The sequence below is a fragment of the Aggregatibacter aphrophilus ATCC 33389 genome, from assembly GCF_900636915.1.
Taxonomy (GTDB): domain Bacteria; phylum Pseudomonadota; class Gammaproteobacteria; order Enterobacterales; family Pasteurellaceae; genus Aggregatibacter; species Aggregatibacter aphrophilus.
Genome location: NZ_LR134327.1, coordinates 829,310 through 850,958 on the forward strand (window position 1 = coordinate 829,310; position 21,649 = coordinate 850,958).

20 protein-coding genes are annotated in these 21,649 nt (G+C 38.9%); 17 read left to right on the forward strand and 3 right to left on the reverse strand.

The features are described from left to right. The first annotated feature begins 360 nt into the window (after positions 1-360). The 14 genes from EL144_RS04030 to EL144_RS04095 all read left to right on the forward strand — a co-directional run bounded on the left by EL144_RS04030 (position 361) and on the right by EL144_RS04095 (position 12,044). On the forward strand, positions 361-585 hold the full coding sequence (locus EL144_RS04030) for a Flp family type IVb pilin (protein WP_005704275.1): 225 nt from the start codon (positions 361-363) through the stop codon (positions 583-585). A gap of 65 nt (positions 586-650) precedes the next feature. After that, complete coding sequence (locus EL144_RS04035) at positions 651-881, forward strand: Flp family type IVb pilin (RefSeq protein ID WP_032995271.1); 231 nt, start codon at positions 651-653, stop codon at positions 879-881. Between the two features lie 12 nt (positions 882-893). Further along, positions 894-1,322: a prepilin peptidase gene (locus EL144_RS04040; RefSeq protein WP_005701452.1), complete on the forward strand. Its 429-nt coding sequence runs from the start codon at positions 894-896 to the stop codon at positions 1,320-1,322. A 46-nt stretch (positions 1,323-1,368) separates the two neighbouring features. Continuing rightward, positions 1,369-2,196, forward strand: a complete 828-nt coding sequence (locus EL144_RS04045) for a hypothetical protein (RefSeq protein ID WP_032995272.1) — start codon at positions 1,369-1,371, stop codon at positions 2,194-2,196. 1 nt (position 2,197) lies between these two features. After that, on the forward strand, positions 2,198-3,580 hold the full coding sequence (locus tag EL144_RS04050; protein ID WP_005701454.1) for a type II and III secretion system protein family protein: 1,383 nt from the start codon (positions 2,198-2,200) through the stop codon (positions 3,578-3,580). Further along, a complete protein-coding gene (locus EL144_RS04055; protein WP_050332855.1) occupies positions 3,577-4,080 on the forward strand; it encodes a hypothetical protein in 504 nt (167 codons plus the stop codon). Before EL144_RS04050 ends, EL144_RS04055 begins: the two co-directional genes overlap by 4 nt. A gap of 15 nt (positions 4,081-4,095) precedes the next feature. Continuing rightward, complete coding sequence (locus EL144_RS04060; protein WP_005701456.1) at positions 4,096-5,217, forward strand: hypothetical protein; 1,122 nt, start codon at positions 4,096-4,098, stop codon at positions 5,215-5,217. Between the two features lie 13 nt (positions 5,218-5,230). Next, the gene (locus tag EL144_RS04065) at positions 5,231-6,511 is read left to right on the forward strand and encodes a CpaF family protein (protein WP_005701458.1); all 1,281 of its coding nucleotides are present in this window, start codon (positions 5,231-5,233) and stop codon (positions 6,509-6,511) included. Continuing rightward, on the forward strand, positions 6,511-7,395 hold the full coding sequence (locus EL144_RS04070; RefSeq protein ID WP_005704282.1) for a type II secretion system F family protein: 885 nt from the start codon (positions 6,511-6,513) through the stop codon (positions 7,393-7,395). The genes EL144_RS04065 and EL144_RS04070 overlap by 1 nt, the downstream gene beginning before the upstream one ends. After that, complete coding sequence (locus EL144_RS04075) at positions 7,392-8,258, forward strand: type II secretion system F family protein (protein ID WP_032995273.1); 867 nt, start codon at positions 7,392-7,394, stop codon at positions 8,256-8,258. The genes EL144_RS04070 and EL144_RS04075 overlap by 4 nt, the downstream gene beginning before the upstream one ends. Then, positions 8,248-9,009, forward strand: coding sequence for a tetratricopeptide repeat protein (locus EL144_RS04080; RefSeq protein WP_005704284.1), 762 nt, complete (start codon positions 8,248-8,250; stop codon positions 9,007-9,009). Before EL144_RS04075 ends, EL144_RS04080 begins: the two co-directional genes overlap by 11 nt. Before the next feature lie 14 nt (positions 9,010-9,023). Then, positions 9,024-9,584, forward strand: coding sequence for a TadE/TadG family type IV pilus assembly protein (locus tag EL144_RS04085; protein WP_032995274.1), 561 nt, complete (start codon positions 9,024-9,026; stop codon positions 9,582-9,584). A gap of 76 nt (positions 9,585-9,660) precedes the next feature. Continuing rightward, the gene (gene tadF / locus EL144_RS04090) at positions 9,661-10,263 is read left to right on the forward strand and encodes a tight adherence pilus pseudopilin TadF (protein ID WP_050332859.1); all 603 of its coding nucleotides are present in this window, start codon (positions 9,661-9,663) and stop codon (positions 10,261-10,263) included. Positions 10,264-10,277: 14 nt separating this feature from the next. Continuing rightward, a complete protein-coding gene (locus EL144_RS04095) occupies positions 10,278-12,044 on the forward strand; it encodes a pilus assembly protein TadG-related protein (RefSeq protein ID WP_032995275.1) in 1,767 nt (588 codons plus the stop codon). A gap of 190 nt (positions 12,045-12,234) precedes the next feature. Here EL144_RS04095 and gshAB read toward each other — a convergent pair whose 3' ends face one another. Further along, positions 12,235-14,508 (reverse strand): bifunctional glutamate--cysteine ligase GshA/glutathione synthetase GshB, encoded by a 2,274-nt coding sequence (gene gshAB / locus EL144_RS04100; RefSeq protein ID WP_050332861.1) that lies wholly within the window; start codon positions 14,506-14,508, stop codon positions 12,235-12,237. 230 nt (positions 14,509-14,738) lie between these two features. On the opposite strand from gshAB, the gene EL144_RS04105 reads away from it, so the two are divergent. The 3 genes from EL144_RS04105 to clpX all read left to right on the forward strand — a co-directional run bounded on the left by EL144_RS04105 (position 14,739) and on the right by clpX (position 18,434). Beyond that, positions 14,739-16,340 carry a phosphoethanolamine transferase gene (locus EL144_RS04105; RefSeq protein WP_050332863.1) on the forward strand — a complete coding sequence of 534 codons (1,602 nt, stop codon included), beginning with the start codon at positions 14,739-14,741 and terminating at the stop codon, positions 16,338-16,340. Positions 16,341-16,595: 255 nt separating this feature from the next. Then, the gene (gene clpP, locus EL144_RS04110; protein ID WP_032995276.1) at positions 16,596-17,177 is read left to right on the forward strand and encodes an ATP-dependent Clp endopeptidase proteolytic subunit ClpP; all 582 of its coding nucleotides are present in this window, start codon (positions 16,596-16,598) and stop codon (positions 17,175-17,177) included. Between the two features lie 9 nt (positions 17,178-17,186). Next, positions 17,187-18,434, forward strand: coding sequence for an ATP-dependent protease ATP-binding subunit ClpX (gene clpX / locus EL144_RS04115; protein WP_005704294.1), 1,248 nt, complete (start codon positions 17,187-17,189; stop codon positions 18,432-18,434). A gap of 50 nt (positions 18,435-18,484) precedes the next feature. Here clpX and EL144_RS04120 read toward each other — a convergent pair whose 3' ends face one another. Together EL144_RS04120 and EL144_RS04125 are read right to left on the reverse strand one after the other, a co-directional pair. Next, positions 18,485-19,330, reverse strand: coding sequence for a DUF817 domain-containing protein (locus tag EL144_RS04120; protein ID WP_005704295.1), 846 nt, complete (start codon positions 19,328-19,330; stop codon positions 18,485-18,487). Between the two features lie 71 nt (positions 19,331-19,401). Beyond that, on the reverse strand, positions 19,402-21,561 hold the full coding sequence (locus EL144_RS04125) for a heavy metal translocating P-type ATPase (protein ID WP_005704296.1): 2,160 nt from the start codon (positions 21,559-21,561) through the stop codon (positions 19,402-19,404). Between the last annotated feature and the right edge of the window lie 88 nt (positions 21,562-21,649).

The window sequence follows — 21,649 nt, forward strand, 5'->3', positions numbered from 1 at the left end:
ATTTGCCAAAGCCTTTCAATACTAAAGGCACCCTGTTCAAATCGATATAATGTTTAAATTTGTTTTTGTGTAATAAAGATTAAAATTTGTAAATTTACTGTAAAACCAATTCAAAACCAAACAAGAAATCGCCAATAAAACAATTCAACACATTGATATAAAACAACTTTTATAACGCACAATAAATTTTCATATATATCGAATTTATTGTTTTTAAAAATTTGCTTTTTTATTTTTCAGGGCTATAATGCACCTCGTTTATTTAATTCCACAACTTATTAAATAAATGACATTAATTCTTGCAAAAGAATTCTTAAATTTTATTTTCTACAAACAAACTAAAAACTAGGAGCATTTAAAATGTTAAACACATTAACTACTAAAGCATATATCAAAGCAACTGAAGCATTCCGTTCTTTCAAAAACAACCAACAAGGTGTAACTGCAATTGAATACGGTTTAATCGCTGTGGCAGTGGCCGTGTTAATTGTTGCTGTATTCTATAACCAAGATGGTTTCATTGCCGCGCTAAAATCTAAATTTAGTGTATTAACTAGCAAAGTTACAAGTGCAAGCATAAGTTAATAGTTAAATTATAGCCAAGGCTGGTTCTATAAAAGAGCCAGCCTTGGCTTAGTCAGCATTAAACAATGAGCACTTTATTAGGTTATCTTTATTTCAAAGTGATCTTCTCTTTTCGTATGTTCTATCAAGATCAACGAGGGATCACTTCTGTTGAGTATGGTTTGATTGCTGTGGCTGTTGCTGTTTTTGTAGTTGCTGTACTGTCTGGAGATCATAGTTTTGTTAAAGCAATGTCTAGTAAGTTTTCAGATTTAACTACTATTGTCTCGGGTGCCATGGTGAGTAAAAGTAGCTAATGACAAATAGAAATGCACTGGTTTATTAATACATTAGTAATTGTTAGCCTTTTATTATTGATTATTTTGTCTATTACCGATGTCCGTTCTCGAACTATTGGTAATCGGATTATTTTGCTTTTGTTAATTACTATTATCCCTCTCAGTTTATTAAAGTATCAGACACTATTTATTCTTCCTTCCCTATGTGCCCTTGCAATTGGCTTTTTGCTCTTCACGCTAAACTTAGTTGGTGCTGGAGATGTAAAACTTATTGCTGTATTGATGTTGATGATTCCCAATGACGAAATCTTTCCTTTTTTCTTTTTTACAACATTTGCAGGATTAGGGCTAATTATTATCAGTTGGTTATTTTTCCGTAAATCAGTTAAAGAAAATGGCTTGCCTTATGGCGTAGCAATAAGCCTCGGCTTTATGACAAACCTAGTCTTATCAAATTAATTTGGTAAGCAATCACTTTACTTTATTAAAACAATAAGGGTAAAAAATGAATTATAGAACGCTCTTGATTATTTCAGTGCTTACATTAGCTGTTGGTATTGGCGGGATCATGTTCATGCCAACCGGTGGAGAAAATACTGAAAATCAACAAACCACCATAATAAACCAACTAGAACCACAAACGGAGAAAAAACCGGAGAAACTGATCTTAACTGCAGAATTAAAAAATGACGTAGATAAAGGTCATTTATTACAAGCAGATGATTATGTACTCAATGAGATCTCTGTCGTAGAAGATAGCCCGCTAATTGCTAATGACTTGAGAGATGCTGTGGTTAAAAACGGTATTCAAGGGTTACAAGGTTATTTAATGGCAGAAAATATGAGAGCTGGTTCGTTTCTTTCCGGTAAATCTATTATTTCCCCAAACGACCCGAGATTCTTTACATCTAGTTTAGATCCAAATCAGGAAGTTGCTTATCGTGTTTATATTAAACCGGAAGATAGCTATATTTTATATACAATTTCCGGTGGTGATTATATCGCAGTTTACAACCAACAAATCGCAGGAGATTCTCGAAACACTTACGATCGTAAAGATTTAGTGAAGGTCTCAGGTAAGGTATTGGTCTTGCAAGCTAAAGCCTTTTCAGCTTCAACAGATGAAAATGCTCCAGAGACTGAAAAAGCAGCTGACGGTATTCCAAATAATCAAGAATATGCCGGTTATGTGGCATTAAAAGTAACTGCTGAACAAGCGAAGAAATTCTATTCTTTAGATAGAGAATCAAAATTAGTCATACTACCTGCCGAGAGTAATACTCAAGATATCGATTCACGCGGTGTGTTTATCAGAAAATTAAGAGGTCAATAAAATGCTGAATTGGAACCATGCTTTTAGCAAAAAACAATTAGTATGCTATGCAGTTCTCGGGGCGATGTTCTCGCTAAATGCGTATGCTCAAAACTTCTCTTTAGAGAAAGGTGCAACACAACTAGTTCAAACTAAGGAAAAAATTGATACTATTTTCGTATCTTCTCCAAGTGTTGCCGACTATGAAATTTTAGACGACAACACCTTTATTATTTATGCGAAAGATGAAGGTAAAGCGGAAGTTACCGCATTTGGTGCCGATGGCCGCCCTTTAACGTCAGATACAGTAAACGTAGATTCTGTAGTGACTAATATTGCAGATACTAACAAACAGCTTAAAACTCATTTTCCAAATACTAACCTTTCTGTGAAGAAGGTAGGTAAGGCCTATGTGATCGAAGGAAAGGCCCGTACACAAGAAGAAAGTGATGAAGTACGCCGTATCGTAGGCGAAGCTTTAGGTACCGGTAGAAAAGTTACTGAAACTAAACTAGGTAATGAAAGCGTTCCTTTCTTGGATAAGTATAGCTATGAAGGAGTTGTTGATCACTCAAATATTAATGATACAACACAAATCAACGTAAAACTTACCGTTGTGGAAGTAAACAAAAAACTTTCAGAAGCTATGGGTATCAACTGGAGCCATATTGCTGGAAGCGGCCCGCTACTTGGTGGTAATTTCAGTGCTGCTGGCGGCTTTAACGGAACTCAAGGCGTATTACGTTTAGATGCAAAAGGTATTTCTGCCTTTATAAATGCACTAGATAACCAAAGTAATGGAAAAATTTTAGCAGAACCAAATATTTCCATGTTATCTGGAGAAACTGCCGACATCTTAGTTGGTGGTGAAATTCCCTTTGCACAACGAGATAAAGAAGGCTCTCCAAGCATTATTTATAAAGAGTTTGGGGTAAAACTGGCTGTTGCTGCGAAATTGCAAAAAAACAACCGTATTCGTTTAGTTTTAGATCAATCCGTAAGCACCCTTGCCGGTAACTATAATTTTGAAGGCATTGGTAATATTCCTTACTTTGATACTCGTCGAGCTAAATCTCTGTTTGAAGTAGCTAACGGTGAAAGCTTTATTATCGGAGGTCTATTTAGCTCAAATGATGTTGAAGGCATCAATAAAGTTCCACTACTTGGGGATGTTCCTATTTTAGGTTCTTTCTTCCGTAATGCATCTACCAATCGTGAGAAAAAAGAATTGGTTATCGTAGCTACGGTAAATGTTGTCAAACCGGTAGAGGAAAAAAACATTGTTTATCCTGACTTTGAACAAACCGGAACAATGGAGAGATTTTTCCACACAACTCCGTTAAAAAATGTTTATCACAAAACATTAACGTCTAACTTCTTAAAAAATAGTGGGTTTATTCAATGAGAAAATTAGTTATTTCGGCCATCATTGCTTTGGCCTCCCTTGGTGCTCCAGTAACCACATTTGCGATAAATGAGTTAGTTAATGATACAAGTGTGGCACAACCGACACAAAACAGTATGTTTAATCGCACACAATTGGTTAACCGCTATACATTACCAGATTATTCTAATGTGAGTTATAGCAATATGTATCAAGCTATAATTCGTGATATTGGTAGTGACAAGCAAAAGCAAGTCAATATTGTTTGGCGGGATGCAACAGCAAAAAAAGCAGCCTTAAAAATTCGTGCAAAGCTCATCAAAAGTGGAGTTAATAGAAAATCCATTTTTATTGAGAAAAAGGCACACAAAGCAACAACTTACCCAATTTATGTTGAAGTGGCACAAGTTGCTGCAAAGACAACACGTTGCCCGTTACGCACAGGAGAAGTCGTATTCTGGAATTCCAATGAAGCCTCCTGTGCAATAAAAAGTAATCAACGTGTTCAATTGAAATATTAATAATAAGGTATTTGTATGTTATTACTGGATCAAGAAACAATTACAATTGATAGTGCACGTACCATCACGGTTGTTTCGAACCGTGACGACATCCAAGGGGAAGTCGCACAGATCTTGCGTACGCGAGGTCTTGAACATATTGAAATTATAAAGAAAGATTTTTTTGAATCTTCCGATGAAATTTCGTTTTCTGCAGAAGACACAGTTGGTGTAGTTATTGATATTACTCATGAAACCAGTGTAAAAACTATTGTTGAGCGTGTTTTTAGTGCTGTTCCACAGAATGTATGGTGTTGTGTGATTGGTGATAGTGATTCGATTTCCTTATCACAAAAACTGTTAGAAGAAGGTATTCTTTACTTTAACTCACACTCCCAATTAAGCCAAATGGTTGAAAAAATCATTTCCGGTGCGAATGTTCCACATGTAAGAGATACCGTAAAAATTGCAGTATTAAGCTGTAAAGGAGGTATTGGTGCAAGTTTAGTTAGTTCGCATATTGCCAATGAAATTGTGGTTAATAAGAAAATCCCTGTATTATTGGCACAAGGTCCAAATGGTTCCCAAGACCTTGATTTATTATTTGATAAGAAAATTTCAGGAAGTATTGTTGAATATGCTCTAAATTTTGATTTGTATAACGGTAATTTATTTGAATTACCCACAGAAAGTACTGAAAAATATAATTTCATTATCTATGATCAGCCAATCTATAACGTTAAAAAAGATAACTTTGTGAAATTCTTAGAAAGTTATAATAGTTTTGTTTTAGTTGTAGAAAGAAAAATTGGTTCATTGCGTTTAGCTAAACAATTTCTAGATGAATGTGAACGAATTCGCAGTACAACAGGAAAACCGATCCGTACCTTTATTTGTATTTCTGATAGCAGAATGGAAACATCTAAGTTAATGGCCAAAAAGGATATTGAAACATTAGTAGGTTCTCAAGTAGATGCTGTTATTCCATTTGTAAAAGATACAAATAAAAAAACGGTATTAGGTATTAATTTTGGTCGTAATGGTAAAAAAGAAATTAACTCGTTAATGTTAAAAGTTATCGGTGCAGTATCCCGTAATAGCAAACCTAAAGAAAAACAAAGTTTGATTTCTTCGTTATTTGCAAAACTCATTAAATAAGTAGTGACTAAAAATGCTAACCAAAGAACAACAAATTTTCCTTAGAAGTGAAGTATTAAGCAACCTTGATATTGAAAAGATTGATGCACTTCAAAGCGAAAGAAACTTACTAGTAAATGAACTGGTTCAGATTGTTAATCGTGTTGCAAGTAAAAGCGGTACTTATTTGACTTCTGCCGACACATTAGTGATGGCAGAAATTGTTGCTGATGAAATTGAAGGTTACGGTCCATTGCGTGATCTTATGGCAGATGATACCATCAATGATATTTTGGTAAATGGTCCAGATGATGTTTGGATTGAACGCGCCGGTATCTTGGAAAAAACCAGTAAAGAATTTGTAAGCAATGAACAATTGACAGATATTGCAAAACGCTTAGTTGCACGTGTTGGCCGTCGTATTGATGACGGAAGTCCTTTAGTGGACTCCCGCTTGCCTGATGGTAGTCGCCTAAATGTGGTTATCGCACCAATTGCACTAGATGGAACATCTGTTTCAATTCGTAAATTCAGTAAGAATAAAAAAACCTTACAAGAGCTTGTAAACTTCGGGTCAATGACCCGTGAAATGGCTAATTTCTTGATAATAGCCGCAAGATCACGAGTAAATATTATTGTATCAGGCGGTACAGGTTCCGGTAAAACAACTTTACTTAATGCGCTTTCCAACTATATTTCACACAGTGAGCGAGTTATTACTTTAGAAGATACGGCAGAGTTACGCTTAGAACAGCCTCATGTCGTACGCTTGGAGACCCGTTTAGCCGGAGTAGAACACACTGGTGAAGTCACTATGAAAGACCTAGTAATCAATGCGTTACGTATGCGTCCAGAGCGAATTATCGTCGGTGAGTGCCGGGGTGGTGAAGCTTTTCAAATGTTACAAGCCATGAATACCGGCCACGATGGTTCTATGTCAACTTTGCACGCCAATAGCCCTCGAGATGCGACTTCCCGTTTGGAAAGTATGGTAATGATGTCTAACGCAACATTACCACTTGAAGCGATTCGTCGAAATATTGCATCCGCAGTGAATATTATTGTGCAAGCCTCCCGTTTAAATGATGGTTCAAGAAAAATAGTGAACATTACAGAAATTATGGGAATGGAAAACGGACAAATCGTTTTACAGGATATTTTCTCTTACAAAGCCAGTAAATATCGTGACAAAAATGGCAAAATTCTTGGAGAGTTTGTTAATCATGGTTTGTTAACCCGTTCAATAGTTTATCAAAATGCACAAGTATTTAATCTAAGTGCCGAATTACAAAGTATTTTCGGAGAGGTTGAATAATGAATTATTTATTTTATGCCGTACTATTTATGGGAGCACTTTTATTAATAGTCACCTTAAGTAGTTGGTTTTCAACCAAAAGAAAGATTAACCAGTATGATGCCTCTGTGAGTAGAACAGAAAGTTTTATTAAAGGGATTAAAAATAGAGTTACTCTGTGGTACTACTATTTCATTGGTGGAAATAAGAAAAATTTAATTCGTAATATTGTTATAAGCTGCCTTGCATTTTTTGCTCTGTTTATAGTTAATGTTGCTTATGTTCATGTAGATAGATTAGTTTTCTGTTTACTTTTTGGTGTTGCCTTTATTCTATTTGTCTGGAAACTTGGCCAACATCGTAATAAAAAAACATTTAATGCAATGTTTCCTGAAGTGATTCAAATTATGAATGCAGCTGCAACTTCTGGGGCCGGTTTATTACAGGCATTAGAACGTTGTGGTAAAGATTTGACAGGTCAGCTAGGAGAAGAATTTAAAAGTATTCACAAGCGTCTCGCTATCGGTGAGGATCCTATGGCTGTTTTTGAAGATAGTTATAGTCGTTATCCCTATAAGGAGTTTTACTTTTTTATAACCATTGTTCGCACCAACCTAAGTAAAGGGGGACAAATTAGAGAAGTAATCTCCCGTCTGGGTCGAGTAATTGCCGATAGTAATAAAATGGAAAAGAAAAAGAAAGCAATGACGTCGGAAGCTCGTATGTCAGCGATGATTGTAGCTTGTTTACCCGTTAGTTTCTTTTTCTTTATGCAGTTTGCTATGCCTGAAAATTTCGAATTCTTAATAAATGATCCTAGTGGTAGATATGTATTATACTATGTCTTTGGTAGCGAACTCTTTGGCATGGGAATCATTTGGTGGCTAATGAGGAAGTCAACATGACACTTAAGCTATTATTATCTTATACACTATTAGCAATCTTTGGCATTATCATCTTGTTTACAGCTCTTTCTGCTAGAAAAAAATTCCTGCATAGTCGAGAAGTGATCTTAGGAGAAAGACCTAAAGACACAGATGAAGATGAAGACAACAAAGGTAAGACCAAACAACAAATTGAGTTAGAACTTTTATTAATTAATAATAACCCTATTTTAAAAGCCTTGGGTATTATTGATAAAAATATTAAGGTAAAACTACTCATTATGGTAGTACTATGTGGAGCCTATTATTTATACTCGTTAAATGATAGTAATCCTGACAGTTCTTCGTTATTGATTAGTTTTCTGACAATATTAGTTGTAACGATTATTATTCCGGGGTTTTTAATAAACTCTATTTTAAAAAGTAAAATCAAAAAAATCATGAATGATTTGGCCGGTTTTATTGATTTAGTAGCTGTTAATGTACAAACCGGTATTAGCATTGAAGCTGCACTCAAACAGGTTGCTACAGATTTCAAAACCCTAAATCCTGATTTAACTTATGTTATGTTGCGCATTATTCGTAAATCAGAAATTACGGGGATGTCACAAGCGTTACAAGATCTTTCTATTTCGCTGCCAACAACTGAAATCAGAATGTTTTGTACCGTAATGCAACAAAGTTTGAACTTTGGTTCTTCTATTTACCATCAGTTGATCCAGCTATCATCTGACATTAGAGAACTGCAATTATTAACAATAGAGGAAAAGCTCGGTACTCTTGCAGCTAAAATGAGTATTCCTTTGATTCTATTTATTATGTTTCCAATTATCATCTTAATCTTAGCTCCAGGTGTAATGAGGGTATTTCCACATGTATTCTAAATCTCTTAAAAACGTTTTATTGTGTAGCATAATTTTATCTGTTACTGCGTGTTCTGCTGTACTTAACAAAAGACCATTAAGCACAGATAAGATAACTGCAAAAGAAACACTTTATCAAAGTACCAATAACAACGACGCATTAATTGCAATGTATCGTGATGTACTAAAAAATAAAGAAGATCCAGTTACTCGTTACAAACTATCTGAAATTTATTATAAGAAAGGTGACAGTAATTCTTCCCTACTCTACTTAAAGCCATTATTAACAAATGGTGGGCAGTTAACAGAAAAAGCAAAAATCTTGCAAGCAAGAAATTTAAACCAGCTTAAACGTTATCAAGAAGCTTTAGAGGTTGAGAATGGTTTACTGACATCCACACCTAAAAATGGTGAGGTTTATAATCTTCGTGGTGTAACTTATGCTTTAATGGGAAATCCAAATAAAGCTAATGAAGATATTAACAAAGCACGTGAATATTTCTTAAATGACGCAGTCGCAGTAAATAACCTTGCGATGTTAAACATTGTTAATGGAGATTATCGCAATGCTGTTTCATTACTTTTGCCTCAATATTTAAATGGTATTAGAGAACAACGATTGGTACATAACTTAATTTTTGCTTTAGTGAAAAACAATGATATTGACTATGCAAAAGATATTATTGTAAAAGAAAACATTAATAGTTCACCTGACGATTTAATTAATGCTTTGAAAAAGACTGAACGTGTGCCTAGCAATATCGCTAGATAATATAAGGTTTTGTGATGAAAAAATTCCTATCAAATAAGAAAGGAGTATCAACCGTCGAGTTTGCCTTGACGGTTGCATTTTATTTCTTTGTTGTATGCTTAATTTTAGAATTTTGCCGTGTTGCTATAACCTCGTCTTATTGGGATCTAGCTATCACCGAAAGCACAAGAATTGCAAAAAACCAGTCAGCTCCAGGGGATGACTATAAAAAAGCTTTTGAAACTGCGCTACGACAGCAGGCTGTTGCACAAGAAAAGTCAACTATTGGTTATTTGGTTCAGTTAAATAATGGTGGTATAGAAATTGATGTAAAATATGTCAATTGTTCTAGAGAAACGTGTATCAAGGCATTACTAAATAATGACTTTAGAACACCTAAAGTAGTTAACGGTAAATTGGTTGACCCGAATGGGGCATTAGCGACTTTAGCTGTTTATACCGTCAAGTATAAATACAAATTTTTAACCTTACCATTTTTGCCGGCAGATATAGTCGAGCACGCATTGGAACGCAAAATTATTGCTGTACAAGAGTTCGGTCGTTCCCAGTTTTTACCTAATGCGACAGGTGGCTAATCATAAAAGCGGTAATAATAACTCCTGCTTCTAGTAGTTGGTTGCTTTATAAGTTTTATTTAAGGTTTATATTGATATGAATATAACAGATTTTTTTTCATCACACTCTAAGAATTTTCGAACTAATAAGAGAGGTTCGGTTACGATTGAATTTCTCTTTATGCTTATGTTATTAACGTTTATCTTTGCATTTTTAGCTGACTTTGCCATTATTAGAATTACACAAGGGAAGTTAGACAACGCCTCCTACTCTCTTGTAAATATATTACGCGAACGAGCACAATTGTACGACGATGATGGTACGAAGGAAATTAAACAGAGTGACTTAACAGAATATGAGGAGCTTGCCAAATTAATATTATTTGGTGATAAAAAAAGTGATAAAAAAGTCGGTATCAGATTAGAGCACTGGTGGCAAAAAGACGGGCAAGGCGTTATGGATGAAAAATCCAATACGCAGAATTGTCAGCCATATAAAAAACTAGATAACCAGCTGGCTCATTTATCTCCTTTGTCTGAAGCCGTTAACAAAAGAAAGGTACCACTGTATCAAGTTACTCTCTGTGTTGATATAAATAGCTTCTTTCAAAGTTTAATCGTAAAAAAAGAAAACTTATCTTTTGGTTCTCTTAGTTCTTCTTCAATTGCTGTTGCACGTGCAAAATCACAATCACAGTAACTCAAGGTGTATGTATGAAAAAATTTAATATGACAATGAATTTGTTCTATATGCTAAAACGGTTCTATCATGATAAAAAGGGTGTATATGCAGTAATGACTGCACTGCTGGCATTTCCTTTACTCTTTCTCATTGCGTTTGCCGTTGATGGTTCAGGTATTTTGCTGGATCGAGCCCGCCTTGCGCAAGCGACAGAGCAAGCAGCTCTCTTGTTAACTACGGAAAACAACCAATACCGAGCAGATAAAAGTAATCTTTCCAATGTACAAGTAACAGATGAGGAAATCAAAAACGCAAAAGGTTCTTTTAGAACAGCACAGGAGCAGAAAGAAAACGCTCAAGCACTAAAACGTAATCAAGAGTTAGTGCAAGGAATGGTTAAGCTGTACCTCCGTTCTTATGATAAAGAACAAAAAAATAGTTCTCCAATTACAATTCCTAAAAATTTTACTGCTGAGTGTAAAAGTCAAACTGACACGAGAACAAATGGTGAGAGTAGTTCTGTTGCTTGTTTAGTTGAAGGCAATGTTGAACGTAGATTTTGGCTACCGTGGAGCTATACGCTGACCAGCAATAATAGAAATACTGTAGATATTAATTCTGGAAAATCCTATGCTGTTAAAGAGAAAGATATCCTTACCCCAATTGATTTAATGTTAGTGAATGATCTTTCTTATTCAATGAATAAAGATCCTAATGGAGAATTCAAAGGTACTTCCAAAATTAAGAGTTTAAGAAGGGTGGTTGCCCAAATAGCTAACACTTTAATTCCTGAGACCCCAGCAAAAAATATAAGTCCTTATAACCGCATTGGTTTGGCGCCTTTCGGGTTAGGAGCACAACAGGCAGGCAAGAAGGATATTTCTCAAATTAAGAAGTGTGTACTGCCTTTTTATGGCACTGATACAGAAGTTAAAATTAAAGTTTGGAGCGGCGAAAATAAAACTACATATGATAAATTAAAAAATAAAGTTAAACTTTATAAAAGTAATGATTATTCTGACCTTTTGACTTCCTATGAAAAAAATAAGTATATGTATATCAAGGATTCAGCTGTAAAGCTAGCGAACCTGTTCCTAACAGAGTATATTGATAACACTATATTTCTTGATAAGTCGAAAACCCGTGGTAATGACCCATTTGTGGAAGTTTTCTATAAATATTTTAATATTAATTCCACACTAAATAAAATTAAAGATTTTAAAGGAGAGGATATAAATTACGATATTAATTTTGACAAGAGCGAATTTTGTTTCAGTAATAACCGAGATTCTACAGTAACAGATATTTGGTTTAATCAAAAGGATGCCGGCAAACTAACATCTGTTATGGAAAAAACCCAACCAGGCGGCTGGACTTTATCAAGTTCTGGATTGCTGGTGGGGGCTAATTTAATGGTCAATACAAATAAAGATGCACTCCCGAGTAAAATACGCACAAATACTCAACGTATCATTTTAGTATTATCTGATGGAGTGGATACTGCATTACCTACTTTAACTGGTGAGTTACTTGATGCAGGAATGTGTCCTAAAATTCGGGAAAAATTAGATAGTTTACAGGATAAAAACTACCGTCAACTCCCCACAAAGATTGCTTTTGTCATTTTTGGTTATAGACAATCAGCTGCACAAAAAGCATCTTGGGAACGTTGTGTAGGGAAGGGAAACTACTTTATAGCAGATAATGAAGAACAACTATTAAAAGCGTTTAAGCAAATCATTGGTTTTGAGGAAGAAGTCGGACGTTCTTCTTCTGTGACTCCCAAGTTATTTAAATGATAACTAATCTTGCTAACTTAAACAAACCGCCTTGAGCCATTCAACGGCGGTTTTTTGTAGGAACTTATAAAAGTGCAGTCGCTTGGGGAGACGTTTTTTAACTTGAAAAACACCATGGAAAATGACCGCACTTTAGAATAGCAAAAAGCAAATCCGAGGATTCGTCTTGTATTTTTAGCTTGGAAGAAACTTATTTCAATTCAGGAAGCAACATCTTCAACAAATTCTGCGTCACCCGACGGGATTGGCCTGCGTACGGGAAGATGTGCATCATCATCATCGGGTTGAAATTGGCTTCAATCACGCCCCAAGATTGCAGGCTCGGCTCGGCGGGTTTGGTTAAATCGGGAATGATTAAATCCACGCCACACACAGCGGCACCCATGGCTTTGGTGATACCAACCGCCAAAGCTTTGTAGCTTGGGTGCATTTGGTCAGTCATGTCAATAGAATCGCCACCTGTGCTGATATTAGAATTGGCACGTAACTGCACCAACTGATCTTTCGCCGGTACGCTATCAACGGTTAAGCCCTGCTCTTTTAACTGTAACTGTTCGATATCACCCAACGCAATTTTCTTCAATGGCGTACGGCTTCCATCGCCACGCAACGGATGATCGTTTTTCTGCGCCACCAATTCAGCTACCGTATGCACGCCGTCGCCAATCACATTCGCCGGCACGCGTAACAACACAGCAAGCGTTTCATCACCTAGCACGAAGAAACGATATTCCGTGCCAGTGAGGTAATCTTCTACCATCACTTCTTTGTCTTCACGGAAAGCAATTTCAATGGCCTTTGCAAAATCCTCACGATCGTGCACGCCCTGTTGGAAAATACTGATGCCCAAACCATAATTAGTGGATTTAGGTTTAATCACTACGGCACGCCCTGCAAATAAAGCGTAATTGGCCACCGCTTGTTCTACGCCAGTAAATTCCACACTTTGCGGCACGTTAAAGCCGGCTTTCGCCAAGACTTTTTTGGTCACCACTTTATTTTCCATAATGAGTGGCGAAATGTAGCTGTCGTGGGAAGTCATATTGCCGTTTTTCACATATTCTAAGTGCTCGCCGAATTGCAGACTTAAGAACTGATCGCGCTCGTCTAAAATCTCCATTTTTAGGCCTTTTTGAATGGCATCAAACATCAGGGCTTGGGTGGAAAGCTCCATGTTGTCGAAAGCAGACAAAGCATAAAAACGTTCGAACGCCTGTTGCTTGTAACGAATCGCCAGTTCAGCGCCCAGTTTTTGGTAACCACTATGTGCTTCGATAGCATTGACCAAACGCGCAGCGAGAGTTTGGCTTGGATCAGCAAACTGAGCCAGTTTATCCTTGACGATCGCTTCAATTTCCGCGTCAGCATGAATTTCCGCCAACATCGCCAGCGATTGCTGTAAAATGCGCTCTCCTTCTGCTTGGAAAACCGTCGCCGACAACGGGTTTTCCCACGCCACTTGGGCTAATTTTTCTTTGCCTAAATCCACCGCACTTGCCAGAGATTCTTCGTCCAACCACGCCATTAATAAAATAAAATAATGCACGAATTTGGCGTCATTTAATGCGATACCATAAGCCTCAAAGGGGTTTAGGTCGAACAGACGGAATTCCAAATATTGAATGCCGTTTTGTAGCAATTCACGGGCATGTTTTGCACCACGTAAACGCACGTTGGAATAAAATTCTTTTTCGGCAATAAGTTGTCCGCTACTGACCGCGTGTTCTAAGGTTTTCACATAATCGTTCAGGCTGTCATAAGACACTTTGACACTCGGGTCATTCACGTAACCATATTGACTGGATCGCAAACTACGTACATACTGCCCCGCTTTTAGTGGTGTGCCGTGACGGAAATAATTGGCATCAACCGTTGGCGTGGCAGCTAATAAATAGACGAGAATCCATTGGTAACGTAAGAAATTGCGGGCAACCTTTAAATATAAATCGTTTTGAAAATCGACCGCACTTTGATATGTATTTTGCCCTGCAAAAAGCTGTTGAATGAAGGTTGGTTCGAGTTGGAAATTATAGTGAATGCCGCTGACCATTTGTTTGTTTTTGCCATAAGATGCCACTAAATGCTCGCGATAAGCCACATCTGCCGGATTTTCCAGTTGTGCCACTTTGATTTGATCTTCCGGTGGCAACCCAGCCGGCATACTCAACGGGAAAATAAACTCGTCTTCCGGCAAGGAGCGTAACACCACTTCATGAATAGCGGATAACCAACGCAGGCTATCTTCAATCTTTTTATTTGGCGGTGTGATTAACTCAAGTTGGCTTTCAGCAAAATCTGTTTGAATGTAAGGATGATAAGAACGGCTGCCAAAACATTTTGGGTGCTCGGTAACCACAATAGACCCGTCTGCGTGCACGCGCTGACTTTCTTTTTCAATACCGAATGAGCCTTGTTGGAACAAAAGCTCCAAGCGATTTTCTTTTATAACCTGCTGAATATTCATAATATTTCCTTTTAACCAAATGAGAAATTACGCCATTTTAATCATTCCTACTTGCATCCATTTCTCAAAAATAGCCACATTATCAAAATTAATGGGCTTAAATGCAAATAAAAAAATCGCATCTCTCATAATGAACGGTTATAACCTAATGTATTGCAATGAAATACTTCATTTTAGGGAACAAAGAGACTAAAATTTTGCCTTATAAAAAAACATAACCGGTAAACTAGATGTCTCAGCTAAAAAAATCTCACATTCTCTATCACAATTTCACTTTTGTTTTACTGTTATTGAGCTTTGCTTTCCTTTCTCACATTGCATTGGGAATTTTGGATAATTATCTCACCAACGCGTTAAGCATTTTGGCATTGGGATTATTGCTTTTCACTTTAAAAAAACACAGCAATAAATTCTTTCTGATTGCGTTGATTTTTATTTTTTTTATCGCCTTCGGCTACATCCCTTCAGGCATATTATATGGCCCGGCATCTATTGGCGTCATTGCCTCCGTCTATGAAACCAACTTTAGCGAAACCTTAGGCTTCTTTCGCGCAATGCCGTTATCCATTTATATTTTCACTTTCTTTTATCTTCTTTTATTTATTGTTTTATTATTTATCAACCGCCATATCACACCAAGTAAAAATAATAAATCGGCATATTATCTTATTTATTTTATTCTTCTTGCATTTGCTTTATATCAACCTGTTTCAAAAGAAATCACCAATACGAACAAAGAAAAAGAATTTAGCATAGCGGACTTTTTTAAAGCCTCTCATTTTTATCCTGTCAGTTTTATTGCGAACACACTTAAAGTTAATCATACCTATTTAACCCAACGGGATTTATTAAACGACGCATTAACCAAAACACCGGAATGGAATATCCTTTCTGTTGAGCCCAAATATCAAAATTATGTGTTAATTATCGGCGAAAGTATGCGTCGTGATTACACGTCATTATATGGTTATCCGCAAAAAACCACGCCATTTTTAGAAAACGTTAACGGTTTAATTTTTAACCTTTACGTCGCCGCAGGCCCGAACACGCAACCGTCTTTACAACGCACGCTCTACCGTTCTATCAATGATAATGAAGAGACGGTTTACACGGATAATATTATTTCTCTCGCCAAGCTTGCCCATTACAAAACCTATTGGTTATCCAACCAAGGCAAAGTCGGTGAATGGGACACTATGGCCTCGCGTATCGGCATTCAGGCAGATGAATATTTCTTTACTAAAAAAGGCGGCTATGATTCGGGCAACACACCAGACACCGTATTATTGGAACCGTTAAAACAGTTATTGGCGAAAGATAAAGATCAAACCAAATTGATTGTTTTACATTTAATCGGTTCCCATCCGACATTTTGTGCGCATTTAAATGGCGAAGCGCCGAAATTCCATTTAGTCAGCCAAGAAATGTCATGTTATTTAGACACCTTAAAACAAACGGACACATTATTATCGGAGATTAATACGATTCTGAAAGAACAAAACCAAAGCTATTCCGTCATTTATTTTTCGGATCATGGTTTAGCCCATTTAGGCGAAGGAAAAAATCTTTCCATGTTAAATAATAAAGAATACAAACAAAGTTACGAAGTGCCGTTTGTTCGTTTTTCCAGCGATGATAAGAAAAGAACGATGATTAAAAATCCACAAAGCGCTTTTAACTTCATGCACGGTTTTGCACAATGGTTAGGCATTAAAGAAAGTCATTTAAGCCAAGAGGATTTTTTCAACCCGAAAAAACAACCGATTAAAGTGTTTAACTGGCGCGGGCTGGTTGACTACAACACATTAAAAGATGATCCGGCTAAAAAGTAGCGTGCAATAACATCGGCCAGAACATTTTTACGTCTAAAGTGCGGTCATTTTTTCAAACGAATTTTTTGCAAAGCATGGCCGCCCTGTTATTTTTGTCCGAATGCAATTCAGCAAAGGTAAATTTTCAGGTAGAATACCCCCCATTCTCGACGAAACCTCGTGGTTTCCGCGGTACTATTCATAAAATCAACGCGCAAAAAACGTTGCTTTTTTTAACCGCACTTTTTTCACCTATCAGCTAAAATTGAGGAACATATGAGTGTAATTCCTATGGTCGTTGACCAAACTTCCCGCGGCGAACGCGCTTATGATATTTATTCCCGTCTATTAAAAGATCGCGTCATTTTTCTAAGCGGTGAAGTGGAAGACAATATGGCCAACCTGATTGTGGCACAGCTACTTTTCCTTGAATCGGAAGATCCCGATAAAGACATCAATTTATATATTAACTCACCGGGCGGCTCCGTTACTGCCGGTATGGCAATTTACGACACCATGCAATTCATCAAACCGGATGTACGAACCCTTTGTGTTGGACAAGCCTGTTCCATGGGTGCCTTTTTATTAGCCGGCGGCACACCGGGTAAACGCGGCGCATTACCTCACGCTCGCGTGATGATCCATCAACCTTTAGGTGGTTTCCGCGGACAAGCATCGGATATTCAGATTCATGCCCAAGAAATCTTGAAAATCAAAAGCACCTTAAATGAACGCTTGGCTTTCCACACCGGACAACCCATTGAAACCATTGAAAAAGACACCGACCGCGACAACTTCATGTCTGCCGAAGAAGCCAAAAATTACGGCTTGGTCGATGAAGTGTTCACTAAACGTTAAGAGATAAAAATGGCAAAAGATAAAGAATTGCATTGTTCTTTCTGTGGCAAAGAACAAGAGGAAGTCAATAAATTAATCGCCGGCACGTCCGGTTACATTTGTAATGAATGTATCGAATTATGTCACGATATGTTGCTTAATGAAGAGTATAGCGAAGAAACAGAAGCTGAAGCGGAAACGCCAAAAGACCAGGAGTTACCGACACCACACAAAATCCGCGCCCATTTAGACGATTATGTTATCGGCCAAGATTACGCCAAAAAAGTCTTGGCAGTGGCGGTGTATAACCACTACAAACGTCTGCGCACCAAACACCAAACCGATGATGTGGAATTGGGTAAAAGTAATATTTTACTTATCGGCCCGACCGGTAGCGGCAAAACCCTATTAGCGGAAACCATGGCGCGTATGTTAAACGTGCCTTTCGCCATGGCAGATGCCACCACCTTGACGGAAGCCGGTTACGTGGGCGAAGACGTGGAAAACGTGTTACAAAAATTACTGCAAAACTGTGATTACGATATCGAACGTGCGGAACAAGGCATTATTTATATCGACGAAATCGATAAAATCACCCGCAAATCAGAAAATCCGTCCATTACCCGTGATGTTTCCGGTGAAGGCGTACAACAAGCCTTGTTAAAACTGATTGAAGGCACTATCGCGTCTATTCCGCCACAAGGTGGACGCAAACACCCGCAACAGGAAATGTTGCGCATCGATACCTCCAAAATTCTGTTTATTTGCGGCGGTGCTTTTGCCGGCTTGGATAAAGTCATTGAAAAACGCACCAGCGTCGCCACTGCCATTGGTTTCGGCGCCGAAATCAAAAGTGAAAAAGACAAAGCCACGTTGACGGACTTGTTCAAACAGGTGGAGCCGGACGATCTAATGAAATACGGCTTAATCCCGGAATTTATCGGACGTTTACCGGTGGTTGCGCCGTTAAGCGAATTAGATGAAGAAGCCCTTGTGCGTATTCTGACCGAACCGAAAAATGCCTTGTGTAAACAATATCAAGCGTTATTTGGGTTAGAAGACGTGAAACTGGAATTCACCAAAGAAGCCTTAATCGCCATGGCGAAAAAAGCCCTCGCCCGTAAAACAGGCGCCCGTGGCTTACGCTCCATCATCGAAGGCATCTTGCTCGACACCATGTACGACTTGCCTTCTTTAGAAGGATTAGAAAAAGTGGTGGTCAACGAAAGTGTCATCAACGACAACCAATCTCCGGAATTGATTTATTCCAACGAATAAAAAAGTGCGGTCAAAATTCATTGTATTTTTTGACCGCACTTTTTTCTTTCCTAATCCCGCGATACCCGAATCGTCTGCTTAATATGTTTGAGATTTGCCACGATGGTAAATGTCATGACGACCAATAACGCCCAAGCGCTCCACTTACTCACGTGCACCAAAGACCAGGCACCGATTTGATTTGGATAGCGCCAAATGCCAATCAGCGTACCGAGATTTTCCGCTAACCAAATAAAGAAGCCAATCAACATAAAAGACAGTAACAACGGCATGCGGCGAGGTTTATCATAAGGTGTAAAATATACCGCAGTGCGGGCGTAAAGCCCCAATGCGAACGCCGCCAAATACCACCGATAATCGCCAATGTAATGATGGGTGAAAAAATTTAGATAAATGAGAACCGCGGTCAGTGTCGACAAAACATAGGGCGGATGACTGCGAATTTGCAAACCAAATAAACGCCACGCCTGAATAATATAACTGCCTACCGCGGCATACATAAATCCTGTGAACAAAGGCACGCCGAAGATTTTAGTGTAAGCAAAATCAGGATACGCCCAAGATTGAATGGAAGATGAGGTTTTGAACAATTCCAAAGCAAAACCCACGAGGTGAAACAGGGTGATGGATTTGATTTCATCTAATGTTTCCAGCTTGAAATGAAACATCAGATATTGCACCGCTAACACAAAAATTAACAATAAATCGTAACGGGGAATGCCGGCAATACCGTTTTTCGGCATGAGGAACATGGCAATAAAAAACACACCGGCAAATAGGCAGGCTCGAGCTTCTTTCAAACCGAAAAACCAGAACTCGACCCAAAAACGTTTGGTTCCTTTCAATTGAGGATTCGGCTGATGATTCATCAGCCATAAATCGATTTTATTCAACATGTTATTCTTCTTATTGCATCACAAAATGCCGCTTATTATGCCCGAAGTTCCTCAAGTTGAATATGACTTGCCTATGTAATTTTCGTCTTTTTCAAGCGTAACGCATTGCTTAACACAGAAATAGAACTCATCGCCATGGCCGCGCCGGCAACCACCGGGCTGAGCAACCCAAAGGCGGCTAACGGAATACCTAACACGTTATAAATAAAGGCAAAGAACAGGTTTTGTTTAATGTTTTTTAGCGTCGCACGGGAAATCAGTAAGGCATCCACCAACTGATTGACCGAATGCTGCATCAGGGTTGCCGACGCACTGTGTTGCGCCACATCCGCGCCATCGTGCATGGCGAAACTCACATTCGCCGCAGCCAATGCCGGCGCGTCATTCACCCCATCCCCCACCATGGCGACCACGTTGCCATTTTCGTGTAGAATTTTGACCGCACTTGCTTTATCGCGTGGCGACATATTGCCCTGCGCATGTTGAATCCCAAGCTGATTAGCAATGTATTGCACCACGTTCGGATTATCGCCGCTCATGATATACACATCGATATTGTGCTCTTGCAAGCGCTGAATCGCCTTTTGACTATCCGCTTTTAAGGTATCCGCTAGAGCAAAGGCAGCAACGGGCTGCTTGTTTACAGCGACTGCCACAATGCTGGCGATCTGCCACACCGGATCAAGATCAGTCGGTAACGTCAAACCGCAATAGACAGGTTTCCCCACTTTTACCGTGCCGAGATGTTCAATCTCGCCTTGAATCCCCTGCCCCACATCTGCCTGAATATGTTGCACCGCAGGCAACGCCGCATTTTTTGCCATCGCGGCTTGCACAAGGGCTTTTGCCAGCGGATGCGTCGCGCTTTGTTCAATGGCGGCAGCCAACGCATAAATTTCATCTTCAGAATAGACCGCACTTTGCGCCTGCCAAAAAGCGAGCACTTGCGGTTTACCTTCTGTAAGCGTGCCGGTTTTATCCAACACCACAGCATTCACATGGGCGGATTCTTCCATGGCAGCGGCATCTTTAAACCAAATGCCCTGTTTCACTGCTTTGCCCATGCCTACCATGATCGCCGCAGGCGTCGCCAAGCCCAACGCACAAGGGCAGGCAATCACCAACACAGCAACCCCATGAATCAACGCCGTGACCACATCTTGTTGAAGCCACCAAGTAAGTAAAAACGTCACCAAGGAAATGCCGATCACCGTTGGCACAAACACTGCCGCCACTTTGTCGGCAAAACGGGCAATGGGCGCTTTGCTGCCTTGCGCTTCAGAAAGGGCGTTCATCATATCGCCGAGCAACGTTTGGCTGCCAAGCTGTTGCGAGCGATAAACCAAACTGCCGTCCGTCACCATCGCCCCTGCCAACACTTGGCTTCCCAATTTCTTCATTTCAGGCAGCGATTCGCCGGTTAAATGGCTTTCATCACACCAACCCGAACCCTCTTCCACCATGCCATCCGCCGCAATGCGTTCGCCTTGGTTAGCACGCAACAGCTCGCCCACTTGGATTTGATTTAACGGCACAGTTTGCCATTCGCCGTGGCGTTGCACGCGTACTTGTTTGGGTGTCAGCTGTAACAATAAACTAAGGCTATTTAGGCTGTGCTTTTTAGTACGATCTTCTAAGAATTTTCCCAAACTCACAAAACCCAACACCATGACGGAGGCTTCAAAATAAATATTTGCCGAACCGTGTTCGTGGCTCATATGCGGCAGATAAAACAGCATAAAGACAGAATAAAAATAAATGGTTAAGGTGCCAAGGCTGACCAATACATCCATATTTGCCAAGCCACCTTTAATACTGCCCCAAGCGCTTTTGTAGAAGGGAATCGCCAAGCCGAATTGCACAATCGTGGCTAATACCATTTGCCACATCGGCGGCAACATCCAATCATGCCGCCCCAGCATCATGCCAAGCATACCGATGAAAAACGGCACGTTAATCAGCCACAATAAAATCAACCGCCACGAAATGTTTCGTTCTTGCGGCAACTCTGCCTGTTCTTGCTTGAGCTGTGCCGTGAAACCGGTCTTTTGAATAATTTGGATCAGCTGTTCAACGGAAGTTTGCTTTTCATCAAAAGTGATCTGCGCTTCTTCACTGGCAAAATTCACGCCCGCCTGCTGCACGAAATCCTTTTTATTCAACACCTTTTCAATCCGACTGGCGCACGACTGGCACGTCATGCCACCAATTTGAAGGGAGACTTTTTGCATAACATCCTCTTTTTATTTCCTTTCACAGAAAAGTGCGGTGAGTTTTCAACTCGTTTTTACGCTGTCAAATAAGACAGTGTTTTAATGC

Coding starts and splice junctions, on each gene's coding strand:
- EL144_RS04075 (WP_032995273.1), top strand. CDS start 7,392: ATGACACTTAAGCTATTATTATCTTATACACTATTAGCAATCTTTGGC.
- EL144_RS04070 (WP_005704282.1), top strand. CDS start 6,511: ATGAATTATTTATTTTATGCCGTACTATTTATGGGAGCACTTTTATTA.
- EL144_RS04065 (WP_005701458.1), top strand. CDS start 5,231: ATGCTAACCAAAGAACAACAAATTTTCCTTAGAAGTGAAGTATTAAGC.
- EL144_RS04035 (WP_032995271.1), top strand. CDS start 651: ATGAGCACTTTATTAGGTTATCTTTATTTCAAAGTGATCTTCTCTTTT.
- EL144_RS04120 (WP_005704295.1), bottom strand. CDS start 19,330: ATGTTGAATAAAATCGATTTATGGCTGATGAATCATCAGCCGAATCCT.
- gshAB (WP_050332861.1), bottom strand. CDS start 14,508: ATGAATATTCAGCAGGTTATAAAAGAAAATCGCTTGGAGCTTTTGTTC.
- EL144_RS04105 (WP_050332863.1), top strand. CDS start 14,739: ATGTCTCAGCTAAAAAAATCTCACATTCTCTATCACAATTTCACTTTT.
- EL144_RS04040 (WP_005701452.1), top strand. CDS start 894: ATGCACTGGTTTATTAATACATTAGTAATTGTTAGCCTTTTATTATTG.
- tadF (WP_050332859.1), top strand. CDS start 9,661: ATGAATATAACAGATTTTTTTTCATCACACTCTAAGAATTTTCGAACT.
- EL144_RS04045 (WP_032995272.1), top strand. CDS start 1,369: ATGAATTATAGAACGCTCTTGATTATTTCAGTGCTTACATTAGCTGTT.
- EL144_RS04125 (WP_005704296.1), bottom strand. CDS start 21,561: ATGCAAAAAGTCTCCCTTCAAATTGGTGGCATGACGTGCCAGTCGTGC.
- EL144_RS04055 (WP_050332855.1), top strand. CDS start 3,577: ATGAGAAAATTAGTTATTTCGGCCATCATTGCTTTGGCCTCCCTTGGT.
- clpX (WP_005704294.1), top strand. CDS start 17,187: ATGGCAAAAGATAAAGAATTGCATTGTTCTTTCTGTGGCAAAGAACAA.
- EL144_RS04080 (WP_005704284.1), top strand. CDS start 8,248: ATGTATTCTAAATCTCTTAAAAACGTTTTATTGTGTAGCATAATTTTA.
- EL144_RS04030 (WP_005704275.1), top strand. CDS start 361: ATGTTAAACACATTAACTACTAAAGCATATATCAAAGCAACTGAAGCA.
- EL144_RS04050 (WP_005701454.1), top strand. CDS start 2,198: ATGCTGAATTGGAACCATGCTTTTAGCAAAAAACAATTAGTATGCTAT.
- EL144_RS04060 (WP_005701456.1), top strand. CDS start 4,096: ATGTTATTACTGGATCAAGAAACAATTACAATTGATAGTGCACGTACC.
- EL144_RS04095 (WP_032995275.1), top strand. CDS start 10,278: ATGAAAAAATTTAATATGACAATGAATTTGTTCTATATGCTAAAACGG.
- EL144_RS04085 (WP_032995274.1), top strand. CDS start 9,024: ATGAAAAAATTCCTATCAAATAAGAAAGGAGTATCAACCGTCGAGTTT.
- clpP (WP_032995276.1), top strand. CDS start 16,596: ATGAGTGTAATTCCTATGGTCGTTGACCAAACTTCCCGCGGCGAACGC.